Source organism: Arthrobacter sp. WCS2018Hpa-7 (assembly GCF_031843805.1).
Lineage (GTDB): Bacteria > Actinomycetota > Actinomycetes > Actinomycetales > Micrococcaceae > Arthrobacter.
This window is the reverse complement of sequence record NZ_JAVTJB010000018.1, coordinates 43,504-61,904: the sequence shown is the minus strand read 5'-3', so window position 1 is coordinate 61,904 and position 18,401 is coordinate 43,504. Positions and strand designations below refer to the sequence as shown.

Genomic DNA, 18,401 nt, shown 5'->3' with positions numbered 1-18,401 from the left:
GTTTAGGACTCTATCCGCTGGTCCGTTGAAACGCTGAATCCCTTGGATGTCAAGGCGGCGCGCAATTCCACCCTGTCGTCCAGCGCCAGGTTGACGCCTTTGACCTCTTGCCACACTTCGTGGCCACGTCCGGCTATCAGGATGGTGTCGCTGACTGTGGCCATCTCCACGGCCAGCCGGATCGCCGCGTCCCTGGGGTAGGACTCGATGATCTCGCTGGACAGACCCTCGGCATCGCGCGCCGCGTGGGCGCCCTGCAGGACCTCGGCGCGGATGGAGCCGGCATCTTCGTCATGGGGATCGTCATCGCTGACAATCACTACGTCAGCCAGGCGCGCGGCAATGGCACCCATGGTGGGCCGCTTACCTTGATCGCGCTGGCCAGTGGCGCCGAAGACCACGATGACCCTGGAGCCCTCCTGGGGGGAACGCACGGCCTCCAGGGCACGCGCCAAAGCATCGGGATTGTGGGCAAAATCAACAACGGCCGCCGGTTCGGTCGACACCAACTGCATTCGTCCCGGAACACCAACGGTAAAAGGATCGTGGGCATCCAACGCTGCCTGCAGAGTCTGCTCATCGACGCCGGAGGCCAGGACCATGACGGCTGCAAGGGCTGCATTTGCGACGTTGAAGTCCCCGGGCAGACCCGTATGGACGCGCAGGGCGCGTCCACCGACGTGCCGGAGTTCAAACTCCGAGCCGAGTCCTCGTGCGGAGACCTCCGCGACATGCCAGTCAGCGACGGTGTTGGAGTCTTTGGCCGAGAGGGTTGTGACAGGGATGCCGGCTGCCTCCGCGAGCTTGCGTCCCCATTCGTCGTCCACGGTGACAACGGCGTGCCGGGCCCTGCCTGCGGTGAAAAGATCTGCCTTGGTGCGGAAGTACTCCTCCATGCTCCCATGCAGGTCCAGGTGGTCCTGGGTGAGGTTGGTGAAGCCCGCGACGTCGAACATCACACCATCCACACGTCGGTAGGAGATCGCATGGGATGACACTTCCATGGAGGCAGCCTCCAAGCCTCGTTCCCGCATCAAAGCCAGCAGGGCGTGGACGTCTGTGGACTCCGGTGTGGTCAGCAGGCTGGGGATCGGTTCGCCGCCCGCCACGATCTCGATGGTGCCAATGAGCCCCGGCTTCTTGCCCAGGGCCCGCAGCAGCGAGTTGATGAAGTAGGTGGTGGTTGTCTTGCCGTTGGTCCCGGTGACACCGTAGAGCGTCGGGTAACCACCCTCGGCCGGCTGGCTGCGGTAGATCAGGGCTGCCAAAGGACCCACCGCCGTGCGCGGCTCGTCAATGATCAGGACAGGCACCGGCTGTTCGCCGGCCAGCGCAAGCTGGCGCGCCCCGTCGTCGTCCGTCACCACCGCGACTGCACCGGCCGCAACTGCCTGGGGAACGAAGTCGGCACCGTGGCGCGAAGCCCCCGGCAAAGCCATATAGAGATCACCGGGTTCCACAGCCCTGGAGTTGAGCGTGATACCCGTTACTCCCCCGGACTGGAATCCCTCCGGGGCAGCAACGCCAAGGACCTCCGCAATGGTGGCCAAAGGCACCGCTGCCACAGACCCGGGGCGAAAGCCGGACCGGCCTGCATCCGGCGTCGTGACGTTGTTGGCTGCCTCATTGTGCTCTGACACGTGGTTCTCCGTTGGTGCTCGTGGAACGACCGGCTGGGGGCCAGCGGCGCCCGGGCCGTTAGTGGTGGATCGAATTTTGGCCGAAACAGACGCCCAAGAAGCTTACTTGACGAACTGGGGCAGGCGCGCGGGAGTTCCCGTGGAAGGAGCCACGTTATAGGTCCGCAGTACCTGCGCCATCACCGATCGGAACACCGGCCCGTTGGTGACGCCGTAGATGTTTCCCTTGGGACGCTGCAGGACCACTTCGACGATGAAACGCGGGTCGTCCATCGGTGCCATGCCCACCATCGAGGCGGTATAGCCGTCGAAGCCGGGCAAACCGTCTTCACGGGGCGCCTGGGAGGTTCCCGTCTTGGCACCAACCCGGTAGCCATCGATGGCCGCGTCCTTGATCTGCCCCTCGGTCACGGCACTCTCGAGAATGTCCCGGACCTGCTGCGCGGTGTCCTTGGACACCACCTGGCGCGAATCCTTGGCGGCAACCTTCTGTTCCTCCCCCTCGGGGGTGACGTAGCTGTCAATAAGCCTGGGCTGCAGCATCACGCCGTCGTTGGCGATGCTTTGGAACGCCCGGACTGTCTGGAGGGTGGATTGGGAAACGCCTTGGCCGAACAGCACCGTATATTGCTGCCGTTCGTCCCACTGCTCAGGCTTGGCGAGGATGCCCGTGGCTTCAGCCGGCAACCCGATGTCCGTCTGCTCTCCAATGCCGAATTTCTTCAGCCAGTCGTAGCGCTGTTCCTTGGTCAACCTGCTGCCTGCCATGACGGTTCCGGTGTTCATGGACCATCCCAGGATGCCCGCCAGGGTGCGTTCCTCCGTACCGTGCTCAAAGGCATCCGTAAACGTCTGTCCGTCGATGGTGTAGGCCGTTGGAATGGTGAAGTGATCCAAGGGGAAGGACTTGCCTTCCTCGATGACAGCTGCTGCGGTGATCATCTTTTGCACTGACCCGGGTTCGTAGGCTGCCGTCACGGAGCGCACGCCCCGATCCTTGGCGTCCACTTTTCCAGGATCGTTGGGATCCGGGGCGTTGGTATCAGCCAAGGCCACCAGATTGCCGGTCTTGGTGTCCATCACAATGATGGACCCCCACTCCGCGTTCATCTTGTTCACCTGGCTTTGGATGGCCTGCTGGGCGAAGTACTGGATGTCGGTGTTGATGGTCAGCTTGACGTCGCTGCCGTCCACGGCCGGAGTCAGTTCATCGGTGGCCACCGGAATCCTCAGGCCGTCAGCGCCGATCTCAAAGACCCGCTTCCCTTCAACACCGCGAAGGATCTCGTCCTGGGTTTGCTCGATGCCCGCTTGTCCAGTGATCCCGTCCTGGAGGAAACCCACCACGCCACCGGCAACGCTGCCGTTGGGGTACACGCGCTTGCTGACGCCTTCAGGGACCACTCCCGGGATGTTCAGTTTGGAGATGCGGTCTTCAAGTTCGGGCTTGATGTCCTTGGCGACCACGAAGTACTTCTTCTCACCGGTCAGGGCCTCACGGATCTTCTCCACGTCAGACCCCAGGAGCGTAGCAAGCTCCGAGATGCCCTGGTCCCTGGTAATGGTCTCTATCTCGTCGGTCTTCTCGTTATAGCGCTTGAAAGAGGCTGTGTTCGTATTCAAGACCTGATCGACCACCAGGTTGTAGCGGATGACGCTGCTGGCCAACACAGTTCCATTCGCGTCCACAATCTGTCCGCGCTCTGCCGGCAGGACCTGGGGAGTGAGGCGCTTCGCCAGTGCGGCTTCGGCCATTCCTCCCATGTCCAGGCCCTGGACCATGAAGAGCTTCCCACCCACAACCAGGAGCAGGGTCAGCATGATGCCAAGACCAACACGCAGCCGCTTTTTTGCCGCCGGCGTCTTCGTTTTTTTCGATGTGCCGGGGTTCTGAGCCACGTTGATTCCTTGCTGCTGGCCTAGCTTCAGTGGACTGATGGATTACTGCCCGGGTGCCTTCTGCTGGGGGGCCGGGACTGATCCCCCGTTGAGTTCAACCGGCGGTGCGGCTGCCGGTGGTGCGGTGGTTGCAGCAGGCGCCGCTGGAGTGGCCGGTGCCACCGGTGTTACCGGTTTGAGGTTCTCCAGCGGATCCTTGGTTGTCACCGAGGGAACCACGTCCAGCATCCCCGCGACGGCCGGAGGAGCAAGTTGGGCCAAAGGAGCATCTCCCTTAACTGCCGGCGTTGCCTTTCCGGTGACGGTCATCGTATTCAGATCAATCTGTCCCTTGACAGTGGAAGGAACCATCCCCAATTCTGCAGCCTTTGCCGACAGATTCTGGGGAGCTTCGAAATTCTGCTTCTTCTGTGTCAGGTCCTGGTTTTCCTTGTTCAGGGTGGCTGCCTCAGCCTTGAGCTGCACCAGTTGGTACTGGGCAGTGGAAACTGAGATGTTCAGGACAAGTACGGTCAGGAGGGCGGCTGCCATGGCCACGAAGCAGAGGACCACGAAAGGTGTCCGGCGTTTGCCCGGAGCGGTGCGCACCAGGGAGAGCGGAGTGCGGGCCTTGCGTCCGGCGTCGGGCTTTCCGGCAGGAGCGGGCAGCGCACGGGCGGTATTGCCCACCACGGAGGGCAGTGTCTTCGCTGCGGCGTTGCTCATGCGTCTCTCCTCGGTTTGATGCGCTCTACTGCCCTCAAACGGGCGGACGCCGCGCGGGGATTCTCAGCGATTTCTGCTGCCGTAGGCACTTCCGTGCCCTTGGTGATGGTCTTTAGTTCGGGTTTGTGTTCTTCAAGTTCCACGGGGAAACCAAGTGGGGCTGAGGATTTGGATCCGGTCTGGAAAACCGACTTCACAATCTTGTCCTCCAGCGAGTGATATGACATCACTACAATCCGGCCCCCCATGGCCGTAGAGGCAACGGCTGCAGGAACGGCCCGTTCCAGAACATCCAGTTCCTCATTGACCTCAATCCGCAACGCCTGGAACGTGCGTTTAGCGGGATGGCCACCGCTCTTCGCGGCTGCGGCGGGGACAACACTGCGGATCTGCTCCACGAGTTCGCCGGTGGTTGCAAAAGGCTTCTCTGTTCGTGAATTCACGATCCTGTTGGCGATACGCCCGGCAAACTTCTCTTCGCCCCATTTACGAATAATCCGTACCAGCTCGTCTTCGCTGTAGTTGTTGACTACATCGGCAGCCGTCTGGCCGCGGCTGGTGTCCATCCGCATGTCCAGGGGGGCGTCGTAGGAGTAGGCGAAACCACGCTCGCGCTCATCCAGCTGCAGCGATGACACGCCCAGATCCATGAGGATGCCGTGGACCTCCGGGATCCCCAGATCTGCCAGGACGTCTTCGATTTCGTCATAGACGGCGTGAACCAGGTCCGTCCGGTTCGAAAAGGGCTCCAGGCGTGCGCCGGCCAAGGCAAGGGCTTCCTCGTCGCGGTCAATGCCGACCAGGTGCAGGTCCGGAAAACGCTGCAACATGGCTTCGGAGTGACCTCCCATACCCAGGGTCGCGTCAATGGCAACCGGGGTCGCTCCACGTTTCATGGCAGCTTCGAAGCCGGGGGCGAGCAGATTGATGCAGCGGTCTTTGAGGACGGGTACGTGGCGCTCCGATGTGGGCTTTGCCGCGTCCTGCTCTTCCACGCTGCCTCCTCTTTCCTCAATCGCTTGCCTGTTGTTTCTTGAATCGGATCCCCATCCGCGCCTATCGTTCGGCCGGCCTGGCTCAGGGGAAGTTGAGCCAGGAAGACTGTTCGATGGGCGGCTGGAGATCCCATTCAAGAAGCGGTAATGCTGCTTCCTCCGACCGGCTAGATGAATCCGGGCAGATTGTCGTCATCCGTTTCCGAGAAGGCTGCTTCCTTCTCGTTGAGGTACTCATTCCAGGCATCGGCATCCCAGATCTCCGCCCGGGTACCGGCACCGATCACGGCCAGTTCCCTACCGAGGCCTGCATACGCCCGGAGCGCCGGCGGAATCGTCACGCGCCCCTGCTTGTCAGGTACTTCATCAGAGGCTCCAGACAGGAAAACGCGAATGTAGTCACGGGCCTGCTTGGAAGACAGTGGCGCCTCCCGCATCGATTCGTGAATACGTTCGAATTCTTTCTGGCTGAAGACGTAGATGCAGCGTTCCTGGCCCCTGGTGAGGACCAGCCCCTCCGCAAGCTCCTCACGGAACTTTGCGGGAAGGATGATCCTGCCCTTTTCATCGAGACGCGGCGAGTGAGTGCCCAGAAACATCTGGCCCCACCGCCCCTCAGTTAAGGTGCCCGTTCATTCCCAACACTGCCACTACCCTCTTATGCGCTCCACTTTACTCCACAAAGCCCCACAGTCAACGCAGTATGGGGCGTTTCTCCACCACCTTGAGTTTTAAGATGACCGAAATGGCGCGGCTTTCAGGCCCGTGGCGGGAAGTGGAGGGGTGATCGCCCCAGCGGTTCGGCGCGTCGGTGTGCAGAAGGGGGTCCAGGCATTCACTCCGGACATCGACGCAGTTTGCCGGTGTTTAGTGGTGGAAAGTGGGTCCGGGGGTGGGAAGTGGAGGACTGCCCCCACACGTGGTTAATCGAGTAGGTGGGACGGGTTTCCCGTCCCACCTCTCACACCACCGTACGTGCGGGCCTCGCATACGGCGGTTCGCTAGGTCGTTTGAAAGCGATCCCACGCAGCGCGAAAGAAAATGAGGCCGTGCCCTGCCCAGTACTCGGCTGGCAGGGCTCTGTGAAGAATGGGCGACTTCGCGACCCGCCAGTAGGCTCGGCTGCTGTTGCCCCATTGGTAGGCCAGGTCCGGCCTGATCCCAAGACGCCGCAGATTTGCCACCCGAGTTCGCGGGAGTTTCCATTCCTTCCAGCGGATTTGGCGCATCCTTCGTCTGAACCATTTATCGAGGGCGGCGAACTTCTTCGGTGTCTGTGACAGCCGGAAGTAGCCCATCCATCCCCGGATGTAGCGGTTCAGTTGTTGGATGCGGTCAGCCATGGAGATGCTCCATTTGCGCGAGGTCAGTTCCCTGATGCGGTCCTTCATGCGTTTGAACGCCTTCGGAGCGATCCGGGTCTTCACCCCGCCCTTGACGAAGTAGAACCCGAAACCCAGCAATGTAGCTACGTTTGCCGGGTTGATCGTGGACTTCTGCCGGTTGACCCTCAATTTCAGGTCCTTCTCCAGAACTTTCGTGCCCTGGTCCAGCACCCGTTCCGCGGCTCTCTTGGACTTCACAAAGACCCTGATGTCATCGGCATACCGCACGAAGCGGTGCCCCCGAGCCCAGAACTCCTGATCAAAATCGTCCAGCATGATGTTCGACAGCAACGGCGACAAAGGTGACCCCTGCGGGGTTCCCTCCTGCGTCGGTTGCCGCACCCCATCAGCCATGATTCTCGCTTCGAGATAGCGCCGAATCAGCTTCAAGAGCCGCTTGTCTTTCACTTTCCGCGCAACCCTGGCCATCAGCACGTCGTGGTTCACCCGGTCAAAGAACGCATCCAGATCAACCTCGACCACCCACCGATACCCTTGACCGATCACCGTCCTGGCAACCTTCACCGCATCGTGAGCGCTCTTGCCGGCCGGAACCCATACGAGACCGGCACGAACCCCGGATCAAAGACCGGAGACAGGACTTGCGCGACTGCCTGCTGGATCAAACGATCCAGCACGGACGGTACCCCCAGCTTCCGTTCCCCGCCGTCAGATTTGGGAATCATCACCTGACGAACCGGGCCCGGCGCATAAGTACCCGCGTCCAACGCCTCCCGCGTTTCTGCCCAGTGCCCTAAGCACCACGCACGGAGTTCCTCCGTGCGCAACCCGTCAGCACCGGCAGCACCCCGGTTACGCTCAACACGCTTCAACGCGATCATCAGATTCCGTCGGGAGAATACTTCCTCCCACCGGTCCGATGCATCCCTGATGTTCTCCCCGATACCCGCCGGGTCCTCACTACGCACAGACAGGGGCCATCCCGGATTCACCGTTCGCTCCTTCACTCTCTGTCCCACCACTCCCGTGGGTTGGCTGCGATTCTTGTGGAACACACGAGAAGCACCGCTTCAAACCATCAATTCCCAGCGTTCAGCCCTTCCCGGCAATCATGAAGATTCCCGCCGGTACTATGACCTCAGCTGACTCCTGCCCCATCAGTGACGGCCCTTAGAGCCGCACCGCTCCACCCAACAAACAAGTGACGCACTGGGACAGATCTCCCCAGATAAGAACATTCACTTTCACCCTGCCGCCGCCGCATTTACACACTGGCCGTTTCGGTGGAACGGGCTTCACCATCCGTTGCTGGCTTACCCCAACCAGCATGCCTTCTATGCGGTTCGTGTCCCTCGGTGCAGGGATTTGCCTCCGGCTTCCTTCCCACCCCACCTCACGATGACGCAGTTGCCATTGGCTAGAAGTTAAACCACCTTCTCCTTCAGAGGACTCACACCTCCAAGCAAATGCCCATGCTGGGCGTACAACGCAAAAAGACCCGCAGTTTGCGGGTCTTTCGATATCCCCGATGAAGCGTCAGGGACGTGCGTGAAGCAGGGTGGCCGGCACAGCCGGTGGAAAGTGGAACGAACGCTTAGGAATCGTCGCGGCGCCGCTCGTCCCAGCGCTCTTCCAGGCTGCTCATGAACGAACTCTTGGGTTTGCCCTTTGCGGGCTTGCCTTTGCCGGCTTTGCCAAAGGCTGCTCCGCGCAGCGTGGCGAAGTAAACGCCAGCACCCATGACGACGAAGCCGAAGACACCCACAGGTATCGCCTGCATCGACACTCCCACGAGCAGGAGGAGGATGCCGGCAATGGCGCCGAGCACGCCGATAATCACATGCCGGGTTGACCAACTGCGAATGGGATCCGAGCCCATGGTGCTGGCAAACTTCGGATCGTCCTCATGAAGTTGCTTTTCCAGTTGCTCAAGCAGCTTCTGTTCGTGCTCCGAGAGGGGCATCGCGACCTCCTTTAGTCAGCCAGCGTCTGGACATAACGCTTTCTGTGCGTCTGTTTCCCACAACGATCGGACCAAGAAAATCGTTCCCAAAATTCCCTCGTGGTTCAGCGGGCATCTCAGGGCCGACTGTTCAGGAAACAGTTTGTCCAGACGATCTAAATCTCTGTAATAAATAGGATAGTTTGTCCGACGCCGTTCTGAAAGACGCCTGGGGCCCAGCGGGACCAAGCTCACAGCTGATCACGTACCCGTGGGGGGCTTTCCCGGTTCCAGGAGCCTCGCAGGGAGAAGCGTCTTGGAACCGAAACGTTCAGAAACGCGGTCCAATGCCTGCTCCGCTGCCCTCCAATTGTCGTCCCGGCGATCCAGGCTCAGCTGCAGGGACGTCTGTCCGGCAGGCTCGAGCTGCTCGGCCCGTACCCCTACGAGGCGGACACTCATGGACCGCGGGCCCAGGGACTCCAGCAGTTGCACAGCCACTTGGTAGATCATCTGGGCGCTGTCCACCGGGGCGTGGACGGTCCGGCTCCTCGTGACGGTCGAAAAGTCCGAGTACCTCAGCTTCAAGGCGACGGTCCTGGCCAGCATGCCTGAACTCCGCAACCGGCCCGCCGTTCGGTGCGAAAGGCGCAGCAGTTCCTTGTGCAAGAGGGCATCATCTCCGGTGTCGTTGGAGAACGTTTCCTCCGCTCCGATGCTCTTCTCCAGCCTTGTGGGGGTCACCGGTCGCGGATCGACCCCCATGGAGAGTCGGTGGACGTGTTCGCCGCTGGCCCCCAGGACCTTTTTCAAGGAGGCCAAGGGGGTGGCAGCCACATCTGCCACGGTGCGTATGCCGAGCCGGGCAAGCACTTCACCGGTCTTTCCACCCACGCCCCACAATGCGTTGACAGGGAGGCTGTGGAGATACCCAAGGGTGTCCTCGGCGTTGATCTGAAGGATGCCGTCGGGCTTGCACCGGGTGGACGCGATCTTGGCCACGAATTTGGTGCTTGCAATTCCCACGGATGCCGTAATGCCAAGTTCCGATTGGACCCGTCGCCGAATGAGGTGGCCGATGTCCAAGGGCGGACCGAGCCGGCGAATCGCGCCGCCAACATCGAGGAAGGCTTCGTCGACGCTGAGGGGTTCCACCAGATCCGTAATGGAGGCAAAGATCTCCATGATCTGGCCGGACACTTCGTAATACACCGTGTGCCGCGGGTTGATGATCACAGCGGAGGGACAGCGTCTCATGGCTATGGACATCGGCATCGCGGACTTCACTCCGGTGGCCCGGGCCTCGTAGGAAGCAGAGAGCACCACTGACCGTTCGGCGGGAAATCCGACAATGACGGGTTTTCCCCGAAGATCGGGGCGGCTGCGGAGTTCAACGGAGACGAAGAACGCGTCCATGTCGACGTGGAGTATGCTGGTTCGCCTCAGTTCCCGCAGGGCATCACCAGCGCTGCGGGAGGGTTCATGGCCAGCCCCTGGGCCGCTGCCGAATGCTTCCTGCCTCACATCGGCAATACTATGCCCGGCCACTGACTAAACTGGAGGCACTGTCAGGCTCAGCCCCCGGAAGGATACCCTGTGAAGCTCTTTGGAACTCCTCGATCGCGAGGGTTTGCCCTGCTCGCAGCAAGTCTCGCCGTAGCGGCCTCGGCATGCACACCGTCGCCTGGAGGCTCGGCCGCCCCCTCCCCCACGGATTCTTCATCCCAGGCGTCACCGTCCACGTCAGGCGCCTCAGGGTCCGCCTCCGCCTCCGCGCCGGAGACTGCAACGGCGACGGAGCCGGCCACCCCGGCGCCCGGCGCAACGGCAACGGTAAACGCCCTTGTTCCGGGCTTCCCTGAGCAGCTGATCCCCGTCATGCCCAAGACTTCCGTCCGTTCCAGCAGCTTTGACAAGGGCACCTCGCTGGCCACTGTCGCGCTGGTCGGAACCGTCAAGGCCCCGCCGGAGGGCGTGGTGGACTACTACAAGACGTCCCTGGAAGCGCAGGGTTTTAAGCTTGTTCCTGGCCCTGAAGCCGTGGGCAACGTCACCTCACTGGACTTCATCAGGGGCGACGGCGAGACCGTGAACGTGTCAATACGGCAGAAGGAAGGCGTGTCCACCTTCACCGTTGGCGCCAACGTGGCGTCCGGGTCCATCAAGTGACGGCATTTTCCCAAGTGGCGTCCGAACAGACGGAATTCATCAGCGGCGTTGCGGGCAAGCTGGGAGACTTCCTGTCAGAGCAACAGGAAGTCATGGCTACGGTGTCCCCGGACGTCGAACCTCTGATCGGATCAATTTCCAACCTCGTCACTGGCGGCAAACGCCTTCGTGCACTGATGTGCTACTGGGGCTGGAGGGGCGCAGGCGGACACTCCGGAGACCCTGACATCGTTACTGCCGGTTGCGCGCTGGAACTGTTCCAGGCAGCGGCCCTGATCCACGACGACATTATTGACCGATCCGATACCCGCCGCGGTGGACCCAGCGTGCACAAACGCTTCAGCCAACTCCATGAGATGAATGGCTGGGCTCTGGACAGCGGGCGTTTTGGGGATGCCGCCGCCATTCTGACGGGAGACCTCTGCTTGTCCTTCAGCGAGGAGTCTTTTACCGAAATCGGCATCAGGGCCGCGGCGGGAACCCCCGCGCGCCGCATTTTCAATGTCATGAGGGCCGAGGTCATGGCCGGCCAGTACCTCGACATCCTTGAGGAGGTGGCCGGCCCTGTTCGCGACCGGGCCGGCTCGGTGGATCGCGCACAATCGATCATCCGCTACAAATCAGCGAAGTACTCCACGGAACATCCGCTGGCATTGGGCGGAGCACTTGCCGGCGCCCCTTCGGGGCTGCTGAAGAAGTACTCGGAGTTTTCCTTGCCCCTCGGTGAGGCTTTCCAAATGCGGGACGATGTCCTTGGAGTCTTTGGCGATCCCGAGACCACCGGCAAACCGGCAGGCGATGATTTGTTGGAAGGCAAGCGCACTGTCCTTGTTGGATTTGCCTTGAACCAGGCGACCGCCGAGGAAGCGGAATACCTTGATCGAATGCTGGGTAATCCGGACCTGGGCGACGACGATGTAGCTCGTATCCGCCGCATCATGGTGCATTGCGGCGCTCTGGATGCCACGGAATCCCGAATTGCCGCGCTGAGCGACCAGGCCTTTGAAGCGCTGGAACGCCTGCCACTCGATGACGTACCGCTCACAGCATTGAGGCAATTGGCCGAGGCCGCCGTCAGCCGGGCAGCATAGCGCCCGGCATCTTCAGGGCGGTTCAGCGGGTGGGGACCGGCTCCGAAAGGACATGACGCGACGACGGCGGGGGAACCCGCCGTCGTCGTCGTTTTAATTCAGTTCCCGGCGGACTTCTCCAGCCGGGGCGGCACTATTACCAGGCCAGAGACTGGGCGCGACGCCTGATTTCCGTTTTTCGTCCCTCACGCAGGGCGTCGATGGGACGGCCGCGGAGTGATTCATCCGGGGTGAAGAGCCAGATGATCAACTCTTCGTCGTTGTAGCCGGCATCGCTGAGAACCGCAATGGTTCCCTTCAAGCTGTCAACAACATGCCCATCCTGGATAAACAAGGCCGGGACTGAGCGGATATTCCGTTCTCCCCGCCTGATGGCTACCAGTGCACGTTCATCCAAAAGTCCGTGGACTTTGGTGATGGAAACTTCCAGCAGCTCGGAGACATCCGGCAGCGGGAGCCAGTCGGAAACAAGGCTTTCTACATTACTCACGGAACAAGGTTGCCATGCCACACTGCCCGGCGCCTAGCCGGGTTCGACGGCGGTTTCCGGCAAACGGCTTTAAATCGCCATTTCATTGGCAATAATTCCGTCCCCATAATCCCGAACGACAGGAATTGTTGTGTCGATTGAATAAGTGTGAGAGATTCACACTGATCACACTTGCACCATTGATAACATCAGTAACATTGGCAACACTGACAACAGCGCCACCCAACACCCGCTGTTGAGATGAGGACACTTTCATGACGACGCCCCGCTCGCCGAAACGAACCATGAGCCTGCCGGTCATCGCGGCAACCACGGCTGCGCTTCCCGCCGTGGTCTTGTCCTCGCTTGCCCTGGCCCAGCCCACCATGGCTTCCCCGGCACCCCAGCCCCGCAAAGTCCCGGCCACGCTTGCTGCAGCAATGAAGGCGCAAGCCGTCAATGCCGGCACCGTCATTCCCGCACAGGCTGTTGCGGCCACGCTGCCCGCAGCTTTGCGCCCCATGGCCCCTTCGGTTCCGGATACGTACACGATCGTTCGTGGCGACACCATCAGCGCGATCGCCCGCCGCTTCAATCTGGACACCGCTGCGGTCCTCCAGTTGAACAAGCTCGCGGCCACCACGTTGATCTACCCGGGCCAGACCATCAAACTCACGGGCGCGGCCACGCCCGCGCCGGCCCAGCCCTCCGCGCCGGCGGCTCCGAGCGCCCCAAGCAACGCCACCATCTACACAGTGGTCTCCGGTGACACCCTGGGCGCGATTGCCGCCAAGCATGGCGTGCCCCTGTCCAGCATTTTCAGCTGGAACAACCTCAATGGAAGCTCCATCATCTATCCGGGCCAGAAGATCAAGATCAGCGGCGGTTCCGCACCCTCCACGCCCGCTGCTCCCGCGCCGGCCCCTGCGCCCTCGCCTGCCCCCTTGGCCAGCACAGGTTCCTACACCATCAAGGCCGGCGATACCCTCAGCTCCATCGCCTCACGCCACGGCGTCTCCCTGAGCGCGCTGATGACCGCCAACAAGGTCTCTGCCACCACGGTCATCTACCCGGGCCAGAAGCTCAGCATCCCAGGCCCCGGACTTCAGCCGGCCGGTGAGACCAAGCCGCTGGTTCCCAGCACCTTCCTGGGCTTCACCTACCCGGCGGCTGTGGTGAGCTCGGCCAACGAGAACAAGGCCCTCCTCAATGCGTCGCCGGTGCCCAGCCGGGCCGAAATGAAGAGCATCGTGGCAGATACGGCCAGGCGCATGGGTGTCAGCCCCTCCCTGGCACTTGCTTTCGCGGAACAGGAATCCGGCTTTGACCAGCGGGCGGTATCACCTGCCAACGCCATCGGCACCATGCAGGTCATTCCGTCGTCCGGCCAGTGGGCCTCGGACCTGGTGGGTCGCAAGCTGAACCTTTTGGACCCGTACGACAACGCCACAGCAGGTGTCGCGATCATCCGCGCACTGATTGCCACGAGCAAGGACCTGGACACCGCGATTGCCGGTTACTACCAGGGCCAGTACTCAGTCAGTAAGTACGGCATGTACGACGACACCAAGCGTTACGTCGAATCGATCAAGGCCCGCCAGCGCACGTTCGGCTAGGCTTCAGCAGCACCTCTGAAGGGGCCCGGATCCCATTGGCCAAACCAATGTGGATTCGGGCCCCTTCCCTGCCTCGTTTAGGATCGTATGGTGCAAGAACCAACGCAGGACCACTTCATTGGGACTATGGTGGACGGCCGCTACCTGGTCCGTTCCCGCCTCGCCAAGGGCGGAATGTCCACCGTCTACCTGGCCACGGACCAGCGCCTTGAGCGCGACGTGGCCCTCAAAGTCCTGCACCCACACCTGGCAAACGATCCCACCTTCCTGCAGCGGCTGAGCCGCGAAGCAAAAGCCGCCGCCAGCCTTTCCCACCCCCACATTGTGGGCGTCCTGGACCAAGGCGAAGACGGACACATCGCTTACCTGGTCATGGAATACGTCAAGGGCCACACCCTCCGCGACGTCCTCACCGAGCAAGGCGTCCTGGCGCCGAGGCTTGCCTTGGCACTGATTGATCCCGTGATAGAAGGACTGGCCGCCGCCCACGGCTCCGGCTTGATCCACCGGGATATCAAACCCGAGAACGTCCTGATCGCCGACGACGGCAGGATCAAGGTGGGCGATTTTGGCCTGGCCCGGGCGGTCTCAGCCAACACCAGTACCGGCGCCCTGATCGGCACCGTGGCCTATCTGGCACCCGAACTGGTACTCGGGCAACCCGCAGATGCCCGCAGCGACATCTACTCGGCGGGCATCATGCTGTACGAAATGCTGACCGGCAAGCAGCCCTACGCCGGCGACTCCCCCATCCAGGTGGCCTACCAGCACGTCAACGCAGTGGTGGGCCGCCCCTCGGACGTTGTTCCCGGACTGGCCGAAGACCTTGACGAACTGGTGCAGTGGTGCACGGCAGCCGATGCAGAAAACAGGCCCGTGGACGGCACTGCCCTCCTGGCCGAACTCCGCCACATCCGAACCACACTGACCGACGAGCAGTTGGACCACCGGCAAAACCCAGGACCCGCCCCCTACCCTGCCGCGCCCGCAACCACCGCGACCGGTAGCGGCGCCGGGAATCCCACGGAAGCGCTGGCAACCACTGCCTCACCCACCGAGTTCATCAGCCACCAGAGCAACCCGACCACCATCATGGCCGCCGGCGGTTCTGCCCTTCAGCACTCCCAGGCAGCGGCAGGCATGGACGCTGACCAGGATCTTCGCCAGCCCGGCAAGCGTGAGCTGAAGAGGCTCGAAAGGCAACAGACCAAGGACCGCGCACGCGCTGCGGCGACCCCTGTCCGCCCCCTCAGGGAAGGCAATCCCCGCCGCCGTGGTGTGATCTGGACCGTCGTGATCATCATTCTGGCGATGCTCGCGGCAGCCGCCGGGTGGTTCTTCGGCATGGGGCCGGGCTCACCCGGGACCGTACCCGACGTCAAGAACAAGACCGTCGCGGAGGCACAGCAGCTTCTCCGTACTGCGGGTTTCCAATCGGAGCCACGCGATGTCTTCGACGACGACATCCTTGCCGGACTCGCGGTCGGAACGGAGCCGGAATCCGGTGCTGAGGTGCGGAAGTTCCAGCCCATCACCCTTTTCGTCTCCAAAGGGGCCCAGCTCTTCGCGCTGCCGGGATTGACCGGCGGCACCCTGGACGAGGCCAAGACGGCACTCAATGCCGCTGAAATGGCCCTGGGGAACGTCACCGAAGCCTTTGACGAGAAGGTTCCTGCCGGCGTCGTGATTTCCCAGGACCCAGCCAAGGGCAAAGAAGTGCGGCACGGGACCCCCGTGGCGCTGGTGGTTTCCAAGGGTCCGCAGCCGATTCCAGTGCCGGACGTCCGCGGCATGGCGCAGGACGCCGCAGTCAAGGCCCTCCAGGACGCCGGGCTCAAAGCAGTGATAGCTCCGGAGACCGTCAACGACAAGTCGGTCCCCAAGGGCGCCGTGGTCTCCCAGGCCCCGGCCAACGGCACTCTCATCCGAGGCGGGTCCGTGACGCTGACCGTATCCAAGGGGCCCAAGATGGTGAAGGTTCCCAGCTTCATTGGCAAACAGGCCGACGAAGCTGAAAGGGAGTTGAAGAAGCTTGGGTTCAAGGTCGAGATCAACAAGATCCTCGGCGGATTCTTCGGAACCGTCCGTGACCAAAGCCCCGTCAATACTGAAGTGCCGGAAGACTCCGTTGTCACGCTGACTGTCGTCTAGCATTCCACTACAGTTACCTGAATACATGAAAAAGGCGCGGCCCGGATGAATCCGGGCCGCGCCTTTTTGATGCATTGCCTACTGCTTGGAGAGGGCTCCTGCCACCAGGAAGGCCATCTCGAGGGACTGCATGTGGTTCAGGCGGGGATCGCACACTGACTCGTAACGGTCCAGGAAAGCGTCCTGGTCGATGGGATCGGCACCGCCCAAGCACTCGGCGACGTCGTCACCGGTCATTTCGACGTGAAGGCCGCCGGGGACAGTACCCAACGAATGGTGGACCTCGAAGAAGCCGCGGACCTCATCAATGACGTCGTCGAAGTTGCGCGTCTTGTAGCCGTTCGGCGACGTGACGGTGTTGCCGTGCATGGGATCGGTGACCCACAGCACCTGCGCACCCGAGGCCGTGACGCGCTCGACGACGGCGGGCAGCTTCTCGCGGATGTTGGTGGCGCCCATGCGCGTGATGAACGTCAGGCGGCCCGGTTCGCGGTTGGGGTCCAGTTTGTCGATCAGGCGCAAAGCATCGTCACCGCTGGTGGTGGGGCCAAGCTTGACGCCGATCGGGTTCCGGACACGGGAGAGGAAATCGACATGGGCATGGTCCAGTTCACGGGTCCGCTCGCCGATCCACAGGAAGTGTGAAGACGTGTCATAAGGCAGGCCGGTGCGTGAATCGATGCGGGTCAGGGCACGCTCGTAGTCGAGCAGCAACGCTTCGTGGCTGGCAAAGAACTCGACCCGCTTCAGGGCCTCGAAGTCGGCACCGCAGGAGTCCATGAAGCTGATGGCACGGTCAATATCGCGTGCCAGCGATTCATAGCGGGCGTGCGCCGGGTTTTCTGTGAAGCCCTTGTTCCACTGGTGAACGAGCCGCAAGTCCGCGAAGCCACCCTGGGTGAACGCACGGATGAGGTTCAGTGTGGAAGCAGAGGTGTGGTAAGCCTTCAGCATGCGGCCTGCGTCATGGGCGCGGGACTCCGGGGTGAAGTCGTAGCCATTGACGATGTCGCCGCGGTAGGCCGGAAGCGTCACGCCGTCGCGGGTCTCGTCATTGGACGAGCGCGGCTTGGCAAACTGGCCTGCCATGCGGCCCATCTTGATGACGGGCATGGCAGCACCATAGGTGAGCACCACCGCCATCTGCAGGATGGTCTTGACGCGGGCGCTGATCTTGTCCGCGGTGGCGGCCTCAAACGTCTCGGCGCAGTCGCCGCCCTGCAGGAGGAAGGCCTTGCCCTGTGCCGCAGCGGCCAGACGCTCGCGGAGAACGTCCACTTCCCCGGCGAAAACCAGCGGCGGCACCACGGAAAGTTCCTTGACGGAAGCCTCGAAAACGCCGGCGTCGGACCAAGTGGGCTGCTGGGAAATCGGCAGGTCCCGCCAGGCGTCGAGCCCGGGATAGTTCGCAGCCCCGCTTTGGGCGGTGCTGGCGAGGGGATCTGCTGTGGGGGATGCGGTGTTCGCGGTTAGCTCAGTCACCCTTCAAGAGTAGTAGCCTCCGGCAAGGTTGCGGGACAGTGGCCGTAACCGATGCTGCCGCCCGCGTCACAGTTTCCGTGACGCCCCGTCCCCGCCGGCCCCCGGTTCATCCCTGTCCTCCGCAATGTCTTCGGTGGCCTCCTCCGTCACCTCGAGCTGGTGGACAGGCTCCGGGCCCTTGCCGGCCAGCTGGGCCTTGACCACGGCGGCGTACTCATCAACGTATTCCTGGCCGGAGAGACGCATCAAGGCGTACATGATTTCGTCCGTCACAGCCCGCTGGACCAGGCGGTCGTCCTCTAGGCCGTAGTAGCGGCTGAAGTCCAGGGGTTGTCCAAAGATGATGCCAACCCGGCGGATGCTGGGCAGCCGCTTACCGATGGGCTGGACTTTCTCCGTCCCGATCATGGCGACCGGCACCACCGGGACCCGCGTTTGCAGTGCGAGCCGCGCTACACCCACCTTGCCGCGGTAGAGCCGGGCGTCAGGGCTGCGGGTGCCTTCAGGGTAAATTCCCAGCAGGCCCCCGGAGGCGAGGACATCCTTGCCGGCCTGCAACGACATCTCGGACGCCGCCCCTCCGGAACGGTCCATGGGGAGCTGGTTGCTCAGCCTGAAGAACAGCGCCGTTAGCCGCCCCTTGAAGCCTTTGCCGGTGAAGTACTCGGACTTGGCCAGGAAGATCACCGGCCGGTGCACCATCAGAGGCAGGAAGATGGAGTCCGAAAAAGACAGGTGGTTGGACGCCAGGATTGCGGCGCCGCTTTCAGGGACGTTGTCCAGGCCCTTGACCCATGGCCTGAACAGGAGTTTGAGGATTGGACCCAGGAAGATCCTTTTCATGACCCAATAGAACACGGTTGTCCTCCCACGGCCGACGGTTGGCATGCTTCCGG

At 62.2% G+C, this 18,401-nt stretch carries 15 protein-coding genes; 4 read left to right on the top strand and 11 right to left on the bottom strand.

Going from position 1 to position 18,401, the window contains the following annotated elements; all coding sequences use genetic code 11:
• Positions 1-2 precede the first annotated feature (2 nt).
• The 8 genes from RQH14_RS17515 to dinB form a co-directional block, all read right to left on the bottom strand.
• A complete protein-coding gene (locus RQH14_RS17515) occupies positions 3-1,640 on the bottom strand; it encodes a UDP-N-acetylmuramoyl-L-alanyl-D-glutamate--2,6-diaminopimelate ligase (RefSeq protein ID WP_311214412.1) in 1,638 nt (545 codons plus the stop codon).
• Between the two features lie 102 nt (positions 1,641-1,742).
• Positions 1,743-3,539: a penicillin-binding protein 2 gene (locus RQH14_RS17510; protein WP_311214411.1), complete on the bottom strand. Its 1,797-nt coding sequence runs from the start codon at positions 3,537-3,539 to the stop codon at positions 1,743-1,745.
• A gap of 42 nt (positions 3,540-3,581) precedes the next feature.
• Complete coding sequence (locus tag RQH14_RS17505) at positions 3,582-4,244, bottom strand: hypothetical protein (RefSeq protein WP_311214410.1); 663 nt, start codon at positions 4,242-4,244, stop codon at positions 3,582-3,584.
• Positions 4,241-5,239 carry a 16S rRNA (cytosine(1402)-N(4))-methyltransferase RsmH gene (gene rsmH, locus RQH14_RS17500; protein ID WP_311214409.1) on the bottom strand — a complete coding sequence of 333 codons (999 nt, stop codon included), beginning with the start codon at positions 5,237-5,239 and terminating at the stop codon, positions 4,241-4,243. Before rsmH ends, RQH14_RS17505 begins: the two co-directional genes overlap by 4 nt.
• A 167-nt stretch (positions 5,240-5,406) precedes the next feature.
• Positions 5,407-5,838, bottom strand: a complete 432-nt coding sequence (mraZ, locus tag RQH14_RS17495; protein ID WP_018779285.1) for a division/cell wall cluster transcriptional repressor MraZ — start codon at positions 5,836-5,838, stop codon at positions 5,407-5,409.
• Positions 5,839-6,240: 402 nt separating this feature from the next.
• The gene (locus tag RQH14_RS17490; RefSeq protein ID WP_311214448.1) at positions 6,241-7,131 is read right to left on the bottom strand and encodes a reverse transcriptase domain-containing protein; all 891 of its coding nucleotides are present in this window, start codon (positions 7,129-7,131) and stop codon (positions 6,241-6,243) included.
• A 1,048-nt stretch (positions 7,132-8,179) separates the two neighbouring features.
• Positions 8,180-8,548: a DUF3040 domain-containing protein gene (locus RQH14_RS17485; RefSeq protein ID WP_311214408.1), complete on the bottom strand. Its 369-nt coding sequence runs from the start codon at positions 8,546-8,548 to the stop codon at positions 8,180-8,182.
• 240 nt (positions 8,549-8,788) lie between these two features.
• A complete protein-coding gene (gene dinB, locus RQH14_RS17480; RefSeq protein WP_311214407.1) occupies positions 8,789-10,051 on the bottom strand; it encodes a DNA polymerase IV in 1,263 nt (420 codons plus the stop codon).
• Between the two features lie 72 nt (positions 10,052-10,123).
• Here dinB and RQH14_RS17475 point away from each other — a divergent pair, with 72 nt between their 5' ends.
• Complete coding sequence (locus RQH14_RS17475; protein WP_311214406.1) at positions 10,124-10,696, top strand: hypothetical protein; 573 nt, start codon at positions 10,124-10,126, stop codon at positions 10,694-10,696.
• On the top strand, positions 10,693-11,787 hold the full coding sequence (locus tag RQH14_RS17470) for a polyprenyl synthetase family protein (protein ID WP_311214405.1): 1,095 nt from the start codon (positions 10,693-10,695) through the stop codon (positions 11,785-11,787). Before RQH14_RS17475 ends, RQH14_RS17470 begins: the two co-directional genes overlap by 4 nt.
• A gap of 136 nt (positions 11,788-11,923) precedes the next feature.
• Here RQH14_RS17470 and RQH14_RS17465 read toward each other — a convergent pair whose 3' ends face one another.
• Positions 11,924-12,277, bottom strand: a complete 354-nt coding sequence (locus RQH14_RS17465) for an Rv2175c family DNA-binding protein (RefSeq protein ID WP_311214404.1) — start codon at positions 12,275-12,277, stop codon at positions 11,924-11,926.
• Positions 12,278-12,531: 254 nt separating this feature from the next.
• Between RQH14_RS17465 and RQH14_RS17460 the strand changes: the two genes are divergently transcribed.
• Positions 12,532-13,872: a LysM peptidoglycan-binding domain-containing protein gene (locus RQH14_RS17460; RefSeq protein ID WP_311214403.1), complete on the top strand. Its 1,341-nt coding sequence runs from the start codon at positions 12,532-12,534 to the stop codon at positions 13,870-13,872.
• An 87-nt stretch (positions 13,873-13,959) separates the two neighbouring features.
• Positions 13,960-16,023: a Stk1 family PASTA domain-containing Ser/Thr kinase gene (gene pknB / locus RQH14_RS17455; protein ID WP_311214402.1), complete on the top strand. Its 2,064-nt coding sequence runs from the start codon at positions 13,960-13,962 to the stop codon at positions 16,021-16,023.
• 78 nt (positions 16,024-16,101) lie between these two features.
• Here pknB and RQH14_RS17450 read toward each other — a convergent pair whose 3' ends face one another.
• Positions 16,102-17,505, bottom strand: coding sequence for a class II 3-deoxy-7-phosphoheptulonate synthase (locus RQH14_RS17450; protein WP_311214401.1), 1,404 nt, complete (start codon positions 17,503-17,505; stop codon positions 16,102-16,104).
• A 66-nt stretch (positions 17,506-17,571) separates the two neighbouring features.
• Positions 17,572-18,363: a lysophospholipid acyltransferase family protein gene (locus tag RQH14_RS17445; protein WP_311214400.1), complete on the bottom strand. Its 792-nt coding sequence runs from the start codon at positions 18,361-18,363 to the stop codon at positions 17,572-17,574.
• Positions 18,364-18,401 lie beyond the last annotated feature (38 nt).

What these genes read in the sequence shown, in the direction of transcription:
- RQH14_RS17505 (WP_311214410.1), bottom strand. Translation starts at nt 4,244, where the DNA reads ATGAGCAACGCCGCAGCGAAGACACTGCCCTCCGTGGTGGGCAATACC.
- mraZ (WP_018779285.1), bottom strand. Translation starts at nt 5,838, where the DNA reads ATGTTTCTGGGCACTCACTCGCCGCGTCTCGATGAAAAGGGCAGGATC.
- RQH14_RS17485 (WP_311214408.1), bottom strand. Translation starts at nt 8,548, where the DNA reads ATGCCCCTCTCGGAGCACGAACAGAAGCTGCTTGAGCAACTGGAAAAG.
- RQH14_RS17460 (WP_311214403.1), top strand. Translation starts at nt 12,532, where the DNA reads ATGACGACGCCCCGCTCGCCGAAACGAACCATGAGCCTGCCGGTCATC.
- pknB (WP_311214402.1), top strand. Translation starts at nt 13,960, where the DNA reads ATGGTGCAAGAACCAACGCAGGACCACTTCATTGGGACTATGGTGGAC.